Here is a 16,068-nt window from a genome sequence, read left to right as displayed (position 1 = left end):
CCAGGAGGAGGGACCACGATGGACACCATGACCGACGACCCGGAGCGGGGCGAGGACTCGCTGGAGAACTGGTTCCTGCTGATGGACCCCACCTGGCGGCCCGCCGAGGGCGCGGCGCCACCGGCGGAGGCGGTGGTCGGTCTGTGGCCGGTGGACGAGGGCGGTGGGCTCGGCCGCTTCCGGCCCAACCGGGACTACCGCCCCACCGGTGCGGATTCCCCGACGGACCCCTTGGACGCCGTCCTGCGGCTGGTGCTCCAGGCCCGCGCCGAGACCTCCCACCTGCAACTGGTCCTGCGCGACGCCGCGCTCGAACTCGCGGTGAACGCCGACGGCCGCCCCCTGATCACCAAGTCCCCGGACGACGTCCCCTGCGTCGTGGTGGTCACCGGTGAACCGCACCGCGACCGCGTCACCCCGCCCGGCTGGCACCGGGTCGACCTGGACGAACTGGTCGTCCACCTCGCCGACGGCGTTGACGTCCTGATCAACCCCGGCGGTCCGGCCTCGACCCGCCTCACCGGCGACTTCATCCGCGAGACGCTCCTGGTGGACGACGAGCGGATCACCGACCCGCGCGCGCGGGAGCAGGCCGCCCAGACCCTCCGCGTCATCCCGTGGAACGGTGTCGACCCCGTGCGGACCGACCCGCCCGCCCCCGCGTAGTCCGCCCCGTTCTGGATTAATCCGCGCATTGTGACGACAAGATGTCCGGCTCTTGAAATGTCGTTCATGACGCGGAAATCAGCCGTACCCCATTCCCAGAGAAATGGGAACCGCCTTTCCTGAGCGGGCCTCAGCCGGGGCTGTGGCGTCGATCGCACCGCTTCCTCCTTGTGGCGCAGCGGGTGCGGGACCACTCCGCCCGTCGTGGCGCTGTGTGATCATCGGCTGTCCCCGCCCGCGGCGGCCTGCTCCGGCGGTGTCCGGAACCGCGAAACCGCACGCGTGTTGTCCGGAAGCTGCGAGCCGGGACTGCCACCAGCCCAGTTCCGGGGTCCGGGCGCGCGGGGGCCGTCGGGCGGGGCTGTACCCGGGGTACTCCGAGTGGATCACCGCATGGGCCAGGAGGCGCAGAACAACCGTTGCCCGGACGTGCTTGTACCCGGAAAATCTCCGTCAACCGAACGGTGCATTGCCCGGTGTTCGAAATAATCGGTAACGTTTGCCGCGACCTGATCTTCGGGTGGCGCTCGGACGGGTGCACGCCACCGCGCGGAAGTTCTCGCGGTGGTCGGAACGGTCCGGCTCCGCGTTCCACTCCCGACGGCCGATGTGGACCGTCCCGCTCATTCCCCTGCCTGCCACGACTTTCCCGTGGCAGGCGCACGTCCGCGTGCCCGGACGGTGATCGTGAGGAGCGCTCAGTGGTCGACTCGTTGTCCCGGCGGGGGACCTCGCCGCACCCCGTGCTGCGCCGGATCGCCTACCCCGCGCTGCTCCTGGCCACCCTCACCACCGCCGTGGTCGCCATAGCCGAGGACTGGGACCCCGGTGTGGTCAGCCCGCTGGCCGCGTTCACCATCATCGCGGTGTTCGCCCTGCTCGAACACCTGATCCCGTTCGAGCCGCGGTGGCGGCCGAGGCCGCGTGAGTGGGGCGTGTACGCCCTGTACTTCCTGTTCACCGCCCTCGGCACCGCACTCGCCCAGACCCTGGTGGCCGCTGTGGTCGAGGCCATCGCGCCGCTGGAACCGGGTTGGCCGTTGGCACTGGAGCTGCCCACGGCGTTGCTGCTCGGCTCGCTCGGCGGGTACGCCTTCCACCGGTTCAGCCACCGCAACCCGTTCCTGTGGCGGTTCCACGGCGTGCACCACGTCCCGGACAAGGTGAACGTGGGCAACAACGGCGTCAACCACGTCCTCGACATCACCATGACCCAGGTCGTCGTGCAGCTTTCCCTGGCACTGGTGGGCTTCTCCGCCCAGTCGGTGTTCGCCGTCGGCCTGTTCGTGGTCCTCCAGGGCTACTTCACCCACGCCAACATCGATGTCGGCATCGGCTGGCTCAACCACGTGCTGGCCAGCCCGGAGCAGCACCGCCTGCACCACAGCACCGACCTGGCCGAGGCGGGCCACTACGGCTCGGACCTGTCCGTGTGGGACCACCTGTTCGGCAGCTACACCTGGCGGCCCGGGCGCACCCCGGCCGCCATCGGCCTGTCCGACCCGACCTCGTTCCCGCGCACGGGGGAGGTCGTCGCCTCGTTCCTGCACCCGCTGCGACCCCGGGGCCGCGCGCCGAGGCCGGGCGGCTGAGCCGCCCGGTCCGCCCGCGCGGTCCCGGTCCGCGTCCACCCGGTTTCCCGACACACGAAGGAAAGCCCCGCGATGCACCCACGCACGCCCGTTCCCGAGGACAACCGCTTCGCCATCGTCGGTATCGGCTGCCGCCTGCCCGGCGGCGCGTCGGACTACCGGACCTTCTGGCGCAACGTGCTCGACGGCAAGGACTGCGTCACCGACACACCGCGCGACCGCTACGACCGGACCACCCTGGGCAGCCGGGACAAGGCGAAACCGGGGCGCTTAGTCGGCGGTCGGGGCGGTTACATCGACGGCTTCGACGAGTTCGACCCGGAGTTCTTCGGCATCAGCCCGCGCGAGGCCGAGCACATGGACCCGCAGCAGCGCAAGCTGCTGGAGGTCGCCTGGGAGGCGCTGGAGGACGGCGGCCAGAAGCCCGCCGAGCTGGCGGGCACCGACGTCGGCGTGTTCATCGGCGCCTTCACCCTGGACTACAAGATCCTCCAGTTCGCCGACCTCGGCTTCACCACGCTGGCCGCGCACACCGCGACCGGCACGATGATGACGATGGTGTCGAACCGGATCTCGTTCTGCTTCGACCTGCGCGGCCCCAGCGTGTCCATCGACACCGCGTGCAGCTCCTCGCTGGTCGCGGTGCACCTGGCCTGCCAGAGCCTGCGCAGCGGGGAGACCGGCTTGGCGCTGGCGGGCGGCACCCTGCTGCACTCCGCGCCGCAGTACACCATCGCCGAGACCAAGGGCGGTTTCCTGTCCCCGGAGGGGAAGTCGCGCACCTTCGACGCCGACGCCGACGGCTACGTGCGCGCCGAGGGCGTGGGCGTGGTGGCGATCAAGCGCCTGGCCGACGCGCTGCGCGACGGCGACCCGATCCACTCGGTGATCATCGGCACCGGCGTCAACCAGGACGGTCGCACCCCGGGCATCACCGTGCCCAGCGGCGACGCGCAGACGGCGCTGATCGAGCGGGTGTGCGCCGAGGCGGGCGTCTCTCCCGGCGAGTTGCAGTACGTGGAGGCGCACGGCACCTCCACCCCGGTCGGCGACCCGATCGAGGCCAACGCCCTGGGCCGGGTGCTGGCCAAGGGCCGCGCGCCCGGTGCCAAGTGCTACATCGGCTCGGTGAAGGCCAACATCGGCCACACCGAGGCCGCCGCGGGCATGGCCGGGCTGATCAAGACCTCGATGGCGTTGCGGCACAAGGTGATCCCACCGCACATCAACCTGAACCGGGTCAACCCGGAGATCGACCTGGCGGCGCTGCCGTTCGACATCCCGACCGAGCCGGTGCCGTGGCCCGAGCACGACGGCCCGGCCCGCGCCGGGGTGAACTCCTTCGGGTTCGGCGGCACCAACGCACACGTCCTGCTGGAGGAGCCGCCCGCCCGCGAGGCCCCGGCCGAGCGGGCCGAGGTGCCAGTGCCCGCCGTGCTGCCGCTGTCGGCGCGGGCGCCGGAGGCCCTGGCCGAGCTGGCCGCCGGGCTGCGCGCCGAACTGGCCGCCGGGGTGGACCTGGCCGACCTGGGCCACACCCTCGCCCACCGCCGCCAGCACCACGAGCACCGCGCCGCCGTGGTCTACACCGATCGGGAATCCCTGGACGCGGCGCTGGCCGCCGCCGAGGCGGACACCGCGCACCCCGACGTCCTCACCGGGCGGGCGGGGACCGACGAGCGGCCGGTGTGGGTGTTCACCGGCATGGGCCCGCAGTGGTGGGCCATGGGCAGGCAGCTCTTCGCCGCCGACCCGGTGTACCGGGCGGTGATCGAGCGCGTCGACGCCGAGATCCGCGCCCAGGCCGGGTGGTCGCTGGTCGAACTGATGGGCGCCGACGAGGCCGACTCGCAGATGGCCGAGACCTGGCTGGCGCAGCCCGCCAACTTCGCCGTGCAGATCGCCCTGGCCGCCGTCTGGCGCTCGCGCGGGGTCGAACCGGCGGCGATCGTCGGGCACAGCACCGGTGAGGCCGCCGCCTTCTACGAGGCGGGCGTGTACTCGTTCGAGGACGCCGTCACGGTGATCCTCAACCGCAGCCGGTTGCAGCAGAAGCTGGTCGGCGCGGGCACCATGCTGGCCGTCGGCCTGACCGAGGCGGAGGCCACCGCGCGGGTGCGCCCCTACGGCGACCGGGTGTCGATCGCGGCGGTGAACAGCCCCGGCGCGGTCACCCTGGCCGGTGAGCGGGACGCGCTCGCCGAGCTGCACCAGGCGCTCAACGGCGACGGCGTGTTCGCCAAGTTCCTGTCGGTGCTGGTGCCCTACCACAGCGCCGCCATGGACGCGATCAAGGAAGACCTGCTGGCCGCGCTCGCCGGGATCACCGCCGACCCGGCCACCGTGCCGCTGTATCTGACCGGCCGCCCCGGCCGGGGCGCGGGCCCGGAGCTGGACGCGGGCTACTGGTGGGACAACGTGCGCGACCGGGTCCGCTTCCGCGAGGCCGTGGACGCGCTCGCCGCCGACGGGCACCGGCTGTTCCTGGAGATCGGCCCGCACCCGGTGCTGGCGCACTCCATCGGTGAGTGCCTGGCCGCCCGGGGCCTGAGCGGCACCAGCGTGCCGTCGATCCGCCGCGCCGAGGACGAGCCGGTCCGCCTGGCCCGCTCGGTCGCCGCCCTGCACGCCGCGGGCGCCACCGTGGACTGGTCGGTGCTCCAGCCCGCCGGGTCGCCGGTGCCGCTGCCGCGCTACCCGTGGCGCCGCGACCGCTACTGGGTCGAGCCCGAGCCGGTCGCCAGGGTGCGCCTGGGCCACCGCGACCACCCGCTGCTGGGCCGCCGCGGCGCGGGCGCCGAGGCAGCCTGGGAGAACCGGCTCGACACCGAGGCGCTGCCCTACCTCGACGACCACCGCATCCAGGGCAACCCGCTGTTCCCCGCCGCGGGCTACGTGGAGATGGCGTTGCAGGCGGTCAAGGCGCTGACCGGGGGCACCGACGCCACCGTGGCGGACCTGCGGCTGCGCAAGGCGCTGTTCCTCTCCGACAGCGACCCGCGGCCGGTGCACCTGTCGCTGTCCGGTGAGGACGCGTCGTTCACCGTGGCCACCGCGAGCGACACCGGCGAGCGGGTCGTGCACGCCAGCGGCGTGCTGCGCGCCGAGCAGCGCGCCCTGCCCGCCACCCCGCTCGACGCCGACGCGGTGCGTGCCCGCGCCCGGCAGCACCTCGACGGCCCCGGCGCCTACGCCGAACTGGCCCGGCTCGGCTACCACTACGGCCCGGCGTTCCAGGGCATCACCGAGGTGTGGGTGGGCCGGGACGAGGCGCTGGCCCGCATCGAGGCCCCGGCCGGGGTGGACGCCGCCGGGCACCACCTGCACCCGGTGCTGCTCGACTCCTGCTTCCAGACCCTGCTCACCCCGCTGATCACCGAGCAGGCCCGCGACGGCATCCGGCTGCCGGTGTCGATCGGGGAGATCCGGGTCGACGAGGTCGGCGCCCGGCCGCTGTGGGCGCACGCGGTGCTCACCGGCCGCGAGGCCGACGAGCTGGTCGGCGAGATCACCCTCTACACCGAGGCGGGCGAGCCGCTGGGCCGCGTCGGCGGGTTCCGCGCCGTTGACGTGGAGAAGGCGGCCACCGCGGTCGGCAGGCAGACCATCGACGGCTGGCTGTCGCGGGTGTCCTGGCGGCCGGTGCCCGACCCGGCCCCGATCGAGGGCCCGCTGGGCCGCTGGCTGCTGTTCGCCGACCGCGGCGGGGTGGCCGAGGAGCTGGCCGCCCGGGTGCGCGCCGAGGGCGGGCACTGCCACCTGGTGCGCACCGGGCCCGCCTACCGCGCGGGCCGCTGGGAGTCCACCGTGGTCCCCGGCGACCCGACCCACCTGTCCCGGCTGGCCGCGGACCTGGCCGACGGCGCCGAGACCGGCTTCGAGGCCGTGGTGCACCTGTGGAACCTGGACCTGCCCGGCGCGGACGCGCTGGACCGGGCCGCGCTGGACCCGGCGGCGGGCGCCTACTCGCTGATCACCACCGCGCAGTCGGTGCTGGCCGGGGAGCTGACCGGCAGGCTGCACGTGGTCACCCGCGGCACCCAGGCCGTGCGCGCCGAGGACCCGGTGGAGCCGATCGGCGCCCGCGCCTGGGGCATCAGCCGGGTGCTGTGGCACCAGGAGCTGACCGCGCACCGCGGTGTCCTGGTCGACCTCGAACCCGGCGCCCCGGACCGGGCCGCCGAGGCGGACGCGCTGCTGCGCGAGCTGGCCGCCCCCGCCGACCCGGACGTCGACGAGGTCGCGCTGCGCGGGGGAGTGCGGCACACCAGCAGGCTGGTGCCCGCCGCCGACGCGCTCACCGCGCCGCTGCCGCCGCGCCTGCGCCAGGACGGCGCCTACCTGGTCACCGGCGCGTTCGGCGCCCTGGGCAGGCTGCTGTGCCGCACCCTGGTCTCCCGGGGGGCGCGCAGGCTGGTGCTCCTCGGCCGCACCCCGCTGCCGGAGCGGGCGTGGTGGGACGCGCTCGACCCGGCGGGCAAGGTCGGCGGCGCGGTGCGCTTCGTCCGCGACCTGGAGGAGGCGGGCGCGCAGGTCATCCTCGCCCCGATCGACGTCACCGACGAGGCCGCGCTCACCCGCTGGCTGGCCGGGTACCGCCGCGACCACGGGCTGCCGCTGCGCGGGGTGTTCCACCTGGCGGGTCACGTCCGCGACACCCTCGTCCCGGACATGGACCGCGCCACCTTCGACGCCGTGCACGACCCCAAGGTCGTCGGAGCGTGGCTGCTGCACCGCCACCTGCGCGACGAGCCGCTGGACCACTTCGTGCTGTTCGCCTCGGTGGCCTCGCTGCTGACCACGGCGGGTCAGACCAACTACGCGGCGGGCAACGCCTTCCTCGACGCGCTGGCCCACCACCGCCGCTCCCGGGGTCTGCCCGCGCTGAGCCTGGACTGGGGGCCGTGGGCCACCGGGATGATCGAGGAGCTGGGCCTGGTCGAGCACTACCGGGTCAGCCGCGGCATGAGCTCGCTGTCGCCGGAGGCGGGCATGGCCGTGCTGGAACGCGTGCTCGGCCAGGAGCAGGCTCAGCTTCTGGTGGCCACGGTGGTGGACTGGCCGACGTTCCTGTCCTGGTACGCCGACCCGCCGCCGCTGGTGGCCGAGCTGGCCGCCGCGGCGACCGAGGTCACCGAGACCGGCGGCAGCTTCCTCGACGTGTTCCGGGTCGCCGACGACGCCACCCGGCGCGAGCTGGTCGCCGAGCGGTTCACCGCGCTGGTCGCTGGCGTGCTGCGGGTCGCCCCGGAGAAGGTCGACCAGGGCGCGGGCCTGACCTCGGCTGGCCTGGACTCGCTGCTGGCGATGGAACTGCGGGCCAAGGTCAACACCGAGCTGAAGGTGTCGCTGCCGGTGGTCGCGCTGCTCAGCGGCGCCCCGGTCGCCGAGCTGGTCGAGCAGGTGCACGCCGGGCTCATCGCCCGCGCCGCGGGCGGCGACGACGGTGCCGAGGTGGAGGTCTTCACCGACGAGCACCGCTACCCGCTCACCCAGAACCAGAAGGCGCTGTGGTTCCTCAAGCAGCTCAACCCGGACGGCTTCGCCTACAACATCGGCGGCGCGGTCGAGGTGCGGGTGGAGCTGGAGCCGGAGCTGATGTTCGACGCGGTGCGCGCCCTGGTGGCCCGCCACCCGCTGCTGCGCGCCAACTTCGTGCTGGAGAAGGGCCAGGCGGTGCAGCGGATCGCCGACACCGCCGAGGCCGACGTGGCGCTGTTCGACGTCGAGGACCGGCCGTGGGAGGACATCTACCGGACGATCATCGACGAGTACCGCAGGCCGTACGACCTGGGCACCGACCCGCTGGTGCGGTTCCGGCTGTTCCGCAGGGGCCCGGACCGCTGGGTGATCATGAAGGCGGTGCACCACATCATCTCCGACGCCATCTCCACCTTCACCTTCATCGAGGAGCTGCTGTCGCTCTACGAGGGTATGAAGCGCGGGGAGACTGTCGAGCTGCCCGAGCCCGCCGCCCAGTACCTGGACTTCCTCAACTGGCAGAACCGGTTCCTGGCGAGCCCCGACGCCGAGCGGATGCTGGCCTACTGGCGCGACCACCTGCCCCAGGAGGTGCCGGTGCTGGCGCTGCCGACCGACAAGCCGCGCCCGGCGGTGCAGACCGACAACGGCGCGTCGGAGTTCTTCACCGTCGACGGGGACCTGACCGCCCGGGTGCACGAGGTGGCCCGCGCCCACGACACCACCGTGTTCGTGGTCCTCATGGCCGCCTACTACCTGCTGCTGCACCGCTACACCGGCCAGGACGACATCATCGTCGGCAGCCCGGTGACCGGGCGCACCGAACCGGAGTTCGCGGGCGTCTACGGCTACTTCGTCAACCCGCTGCCGCTGCGCGCCGACCTGTCCGGCGAGCCGACCATCGGCGAGCTGATCGAGCAGGTGCGCTCCACCGTCCTCAACGGACTCGACAACCAGGAGTTCCCGTTCGTCCTGCTGGTCGAGCAGCTCAAGCTCAAGCACGACCCGAGCCGGTCCGCGGTGTTCCAGGCCATGTTCATCCTGCTGGCGCACAAGGTCTCCACCGAGAAGTACGGCTACCAGCTCGACTACATCGAGCTGCCGGAGGAGGAGGGCCAGTTCGACCTGACCCTGTCGGTGTACGAGGACGAGGCGGAGAACCGCTTCCACTGCGTCTTCAAGTACAACACCGACCTGTTCTTCGCCGAGACCGTCCAGCGCTTCGCCCGGCACTACGTGACCCTGCTCGACGGCCTGACCAAGGCGGCCGACGACGCCCCGGCCACCGCCCTGCCGGTGCTGGACGCGGCCGAGCGCCGGACCGTGCTCACCGAGTGGAGCGGCGCGGGCCGGGTCGTCCCGGCCGAAATCCCGCTGCCCGAGCTGATCTCCGCCGCGGCGGCGATCACCCCGGAGGCCACCGCGGTGGTCGTGCCGGGCGGGGAGCGGCTGTCCTACGGCGACCTGGAGAGCCGGGCGCGCGCACTGGCGGGCGGGTTGCGCGCCAGGGGCATCGGCGCGGGGTCGGTCGTGGCCCTGTGCCTGCCCAAGTCGACGGACCTGGTGGTCACCGTGCTGGCCGTGCTCAAGTCCGGTGCGGCGTACCTGCCGCTGGACCCGGACTACCCGGCCGAGCGCCTGGCGCACATGCTGGAGACGGCGGGCGCGGAGCTGGTGCTGGCCGACGACCGGTACGCCGACCGGCTGCCGGGCGCGGTGACCGCCCTCGCCGACCTGGAGCCCGACCCGGCCGCGGTGCTCGAACCGGTGCCGCTGGACGCAGTGCCGTTGGACTCGACCGCGTACGTCATCTTCACCTCGGGCTCGACCGGCCTGCCCAAGGCCGTCCGGGTCACCCACCGCAACCTCGCCTCGGCGTTCGAGGCGTGGCGCGCGGAGTACCGGCTCGACACCGACGCCAGGGTCCACCTGCAGATGGCCGGGTTCGCCTTCGACGTGTTCACCGGCGACCTGGCCCGGGCGCTGGGCTCCGGCGGCACCCTGGTGCTGGTCGACCGCGACCTGCTCTTCGACACCGCCCGCCTGTACGACACCATGGTCACCGAGCGGGTCGAGTGCGCCGAGTTCGTGCCCGCGGTGGTCCGCGCGCTGATGGCGCACTGCGACCGGACCGGGGCCCGGCTGGACTTCCTGCGGCTGCTCGCGGTCGGCTCGGACGCCTGGAAGGTCGCCGAGTACCGGCGCCTGGTCGACCTGTGCGGCCCGGACACCCGGGTGGTCAACTCCTACGGCCTGAGCGAGGCCACGATCGACAGCACCTGGTTCGAGGGCCCGGTCGACGGCCTGGAACCGGGGCGGATGGTGCCGATCGGCCGCCCGTTCCCGAACTCCGAGCTGTACCTGCTCGACGAGCGCGGTGAACCGGTGCCCCCGGGGGTGGCGGGCGAGCTGTTCGTGGGCGGCACCGGCGTGGCGGCGGGCTACGTCGGCGACCCGGAGCAGACCGCGCTGCGCTTCACCACCCGCGAGCTGGACGGCCGCGAGGTGCGGCTCTACCGCACCGGCGACCTGGCGCGCTGGGGCGCGGGCGGGCACGTGGAGTTGCTGGGCCGCGCCGACGGCCAGGTGAAGGTGCACGGCCACCGGGTCGAGGTCGGCGAGGTGGAGACCCACCTGTCGCGCTGGCCGGGGCTGGCGCACGTGGTGGTGCTGGTGCGGCCCGACCAGCGCGGCGAGGACGTGCTGTGCGCGTACTGCGTGCCCGCCGACGGGGCCGCCCCGGACTGGCGCGCGCTGCGCGCCCACCTCGGCGAGCGGCTGCCCACCTTCATGATCCCGACGCACTTCGCCGCGCTGCCCGAGCTGCCGCTCACCCCGAACGGCAAGGTCGACGTGGACGCGCTACCGGTGCCGGAGGCGAGCGCGGGCACCGTCGCGTTCGAACCGCCGGTCACCCTGTACGAGGTGCGCACGGCCGCGCTGTGGCAGTCGCTGCTCGGCGTGGAGGGGGTCGGGCTGCGGCACGACTTCTTCGAGCTGGGCGGCAGCTCGGTGAAGCTGGTGGAGCTGATCCACCACCTGCGCACCGAGTTCGCGGTGGAGGTCCCGGTGAGCATGCTGTTCCGGCTCACCACCCTGCACGGGATGGCCACCGCGGTCGAGCACGTGGTGACCGGCCGGGTGGCGGGTTCGCAGCCGTTCCTGGAGTTCAATCCCGACCGGACCGACACCGTGTTCTGCTTCCCGCCCGCGGGCGGGCACGGCCTGGTCTACCGCCAGCTCGCCGCGCAACTGCCCGAGCACCGGCTCACGGCGTTCAACTTCATCCCCGGCCCGGACAAGGCCGCCCGGTACGCCGACCTGGTGCAGTCCTGCCAGGCCGACGGGCCGTACACGCTGTTCGGCTACTCCCTCGGCGGCAACCTGGCCTTCGAGGTGGCCAAGGAGCTGGAGCGCCGCGGCGCGGCCACCGCGCACGTGGTCATCATGGACTCCTACCGGGTGCCGGAGCGCTTCGAGCTGGCCGAGGAGCACATCGCCGAGTTCGAGCGCGAACTCGCCGACCACCTGCGGCGGCACACCGGGTCGGCGACGGTGACCGAGGAGACCGTGGCCCAGGCGCGGGACTACCTGGGCTACTCCAGCCAGACCCCGAACACCGGCGTGGTGGGCGCCCCGGTCACGGTCCTGTCCGACGAGTCCAAGGCCGAGAAGTACGCCCAGGGCGCCAAGGGGAGCTGGCACGGCACCTCGACCGCGGGCACGGTCGTGCTGCGCGGCTCCGGGGCGCACGAGGAGATGCTCGACGGCGAGCACCTGGAGCACAACGCCGCCCTGCTGCTGGAGGTCCTGGGCCAGGGGGGCAAGCGCGATGTCGCGTAGCAGGCGGGAGGTCTGGGAGCGGCGCGGGCGCCGCCCCGGGCAGCCTCCCCGGGTGATCATCGTCGGCGCCGGGGTCTCCGGCATGGCGGTCGGCTCCTACGGGCAGATGAGCGGCCTGGAGACGCGGATCTTCGAGAAGCACGTCATCGCGGGCGGCTGCTGCACCGGTTGGGGCCGAGACGGTTGGCTGTTCGACTACTGCATCGACTGGCTCAACGGCACCAAGCCCGGCAACGCCGCGAACCAGGTGTGGCGGGAGCTGGGGGCGCTCGACGGCAAGTCGGTCACCCGGTTCGAGGTGTTCAACAAGGTGGTCGACACCGACGGCCGGTCGGTGTCCTTCCCCACCGACCCGGACCGGCTGGAGGCCGAGCTGCTGGCCTGCTCACCCGCCGACGAGAAGCTGATCCGCGGGTTCTGCGCGGACCTGCGCCGGTTCACCAAGCTGGCCCTGCACCCGTTCCTCACCCCGCCGCCGCTGACGCCGCTGCGGGAGAAGCTGGCCATGCTCGCCACGGTGCTCCCCGCGTTCCGCCTGTTCTGGCGCAGCGGCGGGACCCAGATGGCCGACTTCACCGCCCGGTTCAGCGACCCGTTCCTGGCCAAGGCGCTGCGGAACATGTTCTTCCAGGACCCGGAGAACTTCGCGCTGATCCCGTACCACTACACGATGGCCGAGGCGCACAACGGCAACGTGGGGATGCCCCAGGGCGGCTCGCTCGGCCTGGCCAAGTCCATCGAGGACCGCTACACCGCCCTCGGCGGCCGGATCGACTTCCGGTCCCGGGTCGCCCGCGTCCTGGTCGAGGACGGCCGCGCGGTCGGCGTGGAGCTGCGCGGCGGTGAGCGGCACTACGCCGACCACGTCGTCGCCGCGTGCGACGCGCTGTCCACGGTGTCCACCCTGCTCGGCGGCAGCCACAGCAGCCCCACGCTGGACACGATGCTCACCGAGGTCATGCCCGCCCCCGGTGAGCTGTACCCGGCGCTGGTGTCGGTGTTCGTCGGCATCCGCGGCGACCTGCCCGCCGAGGAGTCGCACAGCACCACCTACTTCCTGTCCGACGAGGACGCGGCCCGGCTGCCCGGGTCGTTGCAGAAGAGCCTGGTGGTGCACCTGCGGTCGCGGATGATCGCGGGCATCGCCCCACCGGGGCACTCGCTGCTGATGTGCAACTACTTCAGCGACTTCGACACCTGGAAGGACCTGCGCACCGGTGACCGCAAGGCATACCGGGCGCGCAAGCAGGAGGTGGCGGCCTTCGTCCTGGAATACCTCGAACGCCTGCACCCCGGCATCGGTGACCGCGTCGAACAGGTGCAGGTGTCCACCCCGGCCACCACCGAGCGCTACACCGGCAACGCCAGGGGTGCGATCCTGGCCTGGAAGTCGCCGCGCGCCGACGACCTGATCGACCGGATGATCGGCAAGGACCGGCTGAGCCTGCCCGGCCTGCGCGGGTTCCACCTGGCCGGGCACTGGGTCGGCGGGGGCAGCCTGATCAAGGCCGCCGCCTCCGGCCGCTTCGCCGCGCAGTACCTCTGCCGCGAACTCGGTGTGCCGTTCCGGGCCGTGGAGAGCACCGACACCCGCCCCTGGGGCCCCGAGCGCCTCGGCGAACTGCCCCAACTCGACCGGTGGACCGAACAGCAGGTGCCATCCGGGGAAGAAGCGAGGACGTCCTCATGAGCCGCAAGACCATGATCGTCATCGGTGCGGGCCTCGGTGGTCTGTCCACCGGCTGCTACGCGCAGATGAACGGCTACGACAGCCGGATCTTCGAGATGCACGAGATCCCCGGCGGCTGCTGCACGGCCTGGGACCGGGGCGACTTCTGGTTCGACTGCTGCATAAGCTGGCTGCTCGGCAGCGGCCCGGGCAACGAGATGCACCAGATCTGGCTGGAACTCGGTGCGCTGCAGGGCAAGGAGATCCGCCACTTCGACGTGTTCAACATCGTCCGCGGTCGCGACGGCCGGGAGGTGCACTTCTACTCCGACCCGGACCGGCTCGAAGCCCACCTGCTGGAGATCTCGCCCGCCGACGCCAAGCTCATCCGCGACTTCTGCAACGGGCTGCGCAAGTTCCGCAAGGCGCTCGCGGTGTACCCGTTCCTCAAGCCGGTCGGCATCATGGGCACGCTGGAGCGGATTCGGATGCTGGCCGGGTTCCTGCCGTACTTCAACGTGGTCCGCAAGTCCATCAGCACCCTGATGACCGACTACTCCGCCCGCTTCGAGGAACCGCTGCTGCGCGAGGCGTTCAACTACGTCCTCTACGAGAAGCACGCCAACTTCCCGGTGCTGCCGATCTACTTCCAGCTCGCCTCGCACGCCAACCTCTCCGCCGGGGTGCCCGAGGGCGGTTCGCTGGGCCTGGCCAAGTCCATCGAGGAGCGCTACCGGCGCCTCGGCGGCGAGGTCACCTACAACGCCAAGGTGCAGCGGATTCTCGTCGAGGACGACACCGCGGTGGGGGTGCTGCTCGACGACGGCACCGAGCACTACGCCGACATCGTGGTCTCCGCCGCCGACGGGCCCACCACGATGACGAAGTTCCTCGACGACAAGTACCTCACCGACGAGTACCGCAAGCTCTACACCGAGACCATCCACGAACCCGGCATGGTCTTCCCCGGCTACGTCTGCCTCTTCCTGGCCCTGGACCGGCCGGTGCCCGATGGCGACCCGTGCACCACCTACCTCCTGACCGAGGAGGAGGCGCGGGACCTGGTCGGCATCAAGCACCCCAGCATCAACGTCCAGTTCCGCAGCACCCACTACCCGGAGCTGTCGCCGGAGGGCACCACCATCGTCTACATGACCTACTTCGCCGACATCGCACCGTGGCGCGAGGTCGACGAGGGGCCCGAGCAGGTGACCCGGGTCCGGGCGGGGGAGAAGCTGCACACCCTCCCCGTCCGCCACGGCAAGCAGTACTACGCCGCCAAGCGCAGGGCGCGGCTGGCGCTGATGGACATCCTGGAGAAGCGCCACCCGGGCATCACCGCCTCGGTGGTCGCCCGCGACGTGTCCACACCGCTCACCCAGGTCCGCTACACCGGCAACTACAACGGCACCGTGCTGGGCTGGCAGCCGTTCGTCGACAGCGGCGAGACGCTGGAGGAACTGGTCAAGAAGTACGGCCCCGGCCTGCCCGGGCTGCGCAACTTCTACCAGTCCGGGGTCTGGGCCACCACCGGCGGCCTGATCCGCGCCGCCACGGCGGGCAGGCAGGTCATGCAATTCATCTGCAAGGACGACAACAAGGAGTTCGACGCACACGTGGACGATCACGGACCGCCCCCGACGCACCGCGTGATAGCCGTGCGCCCGCAGCACGAGCGCACGCCCCGGAACCTGGTCTCGCTGGCGGGCGGGGGTGCGTCGTGAAGGTCTCCAAGTGGGTCGTGCGCGAGCACATGCGCGGTGTCCCGGACCCGGCGCGCATCTACGAGAGGGTCGAGGAGGAGTTGGTCGTCGACCTCGCCGAGGACGAGATGCTCCTGGAGACGCTGTACGTCTCGGTCGACCCCTACCAGCAGGGCCTCGCCCTCGACACCCGCGTCGGCGACCACATGGGCGCCGACTCGGTGATGCGCGTCCTCCAGGCGGGCCCCCGCGCCCTGTTCCGGCCGGGCGACCTGGTCCAGGGCTTCGGCGGCTGGCGCACCCACGTGGTCGACACGGGCGGCCCCACCCGCTGGGACTCGACCTGGCACGCCGAGAACATGCCCCTGGTCTTCCCCGCCTACCGCCTGCTCGACCCCGCCCACTACGGCGACGCCCTCCCGCTGCACACGGCGCTGAGCGTGCTGGGCGGCCCGGGCATGACCGCCTGGGGCGCGATGCGCAAGGTGCTCCAGGTCCGGCCCGGTGACAGCGTCCTGATCAGCGGGGCGTCCGGGGCGATCGGCTCGGTGGCGGGCCAGCTCGCCAGGCTGGCGGGCGCGGGCCGGGTGGTGGCCACCACCCGCTCGGCGGCCAAGACCGACCACCTGCTGGGCCTGGGATTCGACGAGGTCGTGGTCTACAGCCGCGACGAGCCGCGCGACGAGGTCCGCGACCGCCTCCGCCGCGCCCTGCCCAAGGGCGTGGACCGCTACCTCGACACCGTCGGCGGCGCCCTCACCGACGAGGTGTTCGGGATGCTGGCCGTCGGCGCGCGGATCGCCATCTGCGCCCAGTTCGAGAGCCAGGTCGGCGGCGACCACGTCGGCCCGAGGCTGCTGCCGCTGCTGATGCGCCCGCAGGCCACCGTCCGCGGCGTGTTCTCCCTGGAGTGGATGGAGGACCCGGCCTGCTGGGTGGACCTGGAGGCCGACCTGGGCAACCTGGTCCGCTCCGGCGCCGTCGTCCACGAGCACACCATGCACGAGGGATTCGACTCGATCCCCGCGGCCTACGGGTCGCTGTTCGCCGACGGCGCGGACAAGAAGGGCAAGGTGCTGGTCCGGCTCTGATCGGCCCGTTGTGCCGGGGGCGG

The 16,068-nt window shown here is 72.5% G+C and carries 6 protein-coding genes; all 6 read left to right on the top strand.

Features of this window, described 5'->3' with window-relative positions; translation table 11 throughout:
• Positions 1 to 18 precede the first annotated feature (18 nt).
• The 6 genes from UO65_RS14185 to UO65_RS14160 all read left to right on the top strand — a co-directional run bounded on the left by UO65_RS14185 (position 19) and on the right by UO65_RS14160 (position 16,045).
• Positions 19 to 666, top strand: a complete 648-nt coding sequence (locus UO65_RS14185; RefSeq protein ID WP_035282713.1) for a type VII secretion system-associated protein — start codon at positions 19 to 21, stop codon at positions 664 to 666.
• 701 nt (positions 667 to 1,367) lie between these two features.
• Positions 1,368 to 2,258, top strand: a complete 891-nt coding sequence (locus UO65_RS14180; protein ID WP_110079925.1) for a sterol desaturase family protein — start codon at positions 1,368 to 1,370, stop codon at positions 2,256 to 2,258.
• A gap of 72 nt (positions 2,259 to 2,330) precedes the next feature.
• The gene (locus UO65_RS14175) at positions 2,331 to 11,582 is read left to right on the top strand and encodes a non-ribosomal peptide synthetase/type I polyketide synthase (protein WP_035282712.1); all 9,252 of its coding nucleotides are present in this window, start codon (positions 2,331 to 2,333) and stop codon (positions 11,580 to 11,582) included.
• Complete coding sequence (locus tag UO65_RS14170; protein WP_035282710.1) at positions 11,572 to 13,272, top strand: phytoene desaturase family protein; 1,701 nt, start codon at positions 11,572 to 11,574, stop codon at positions 13,270 to 13,272. Before UO65_RS14175 ends, UO65_RS14170 begins: the two co-directional genes overlap by 11 nt.
• Complete coding sequence (locus tag UO65_RS14165) at positions 13,269 to 14,975, top strand: phytoene desaturase family protein (protein WP_052021168.1); 1,707 nt, start codon at positions 13,269 to 13,271, stop codon at positions 14,973 to 14,975. Before UO65_RS14170 ends, UO65_RS14165 begins: the two co-directional genes overlap by 4 nt.
• Complete coding sequence (locus tag UO65_RS14160; RefSeq protein ID WP_035282708.1) at positions 14,972 to 16,045, top strand: MDR family NADP-dependent oxidoreductase; 1,074 nt, start codon at positions 14,972 to 14,974, stop codon at positions 16,043 to 16,045. Before UO65_RS14165 ends, UO65_RS14160 begins: the two co-directional genes overlap by 4 nt.
• Positions 16,046 to 16,068: the final 23 nt, after the last annotated feature.

It is taken from the genome of Actinokineospora spheciospongiae (genome assembly GCF_000564855.1).
Classification (GTDB): Bacteria; Actinomycetota; Actinomycetes; order Mycobacteriales; family Pseudonocardiaceae; genus Actinokineospora; species Actinokineospora spheciospongiae.
Note: the sequence above shows the minus strand (reverse complement) of the source record. Positions and strands in the feature narration are given on the sequence as shown.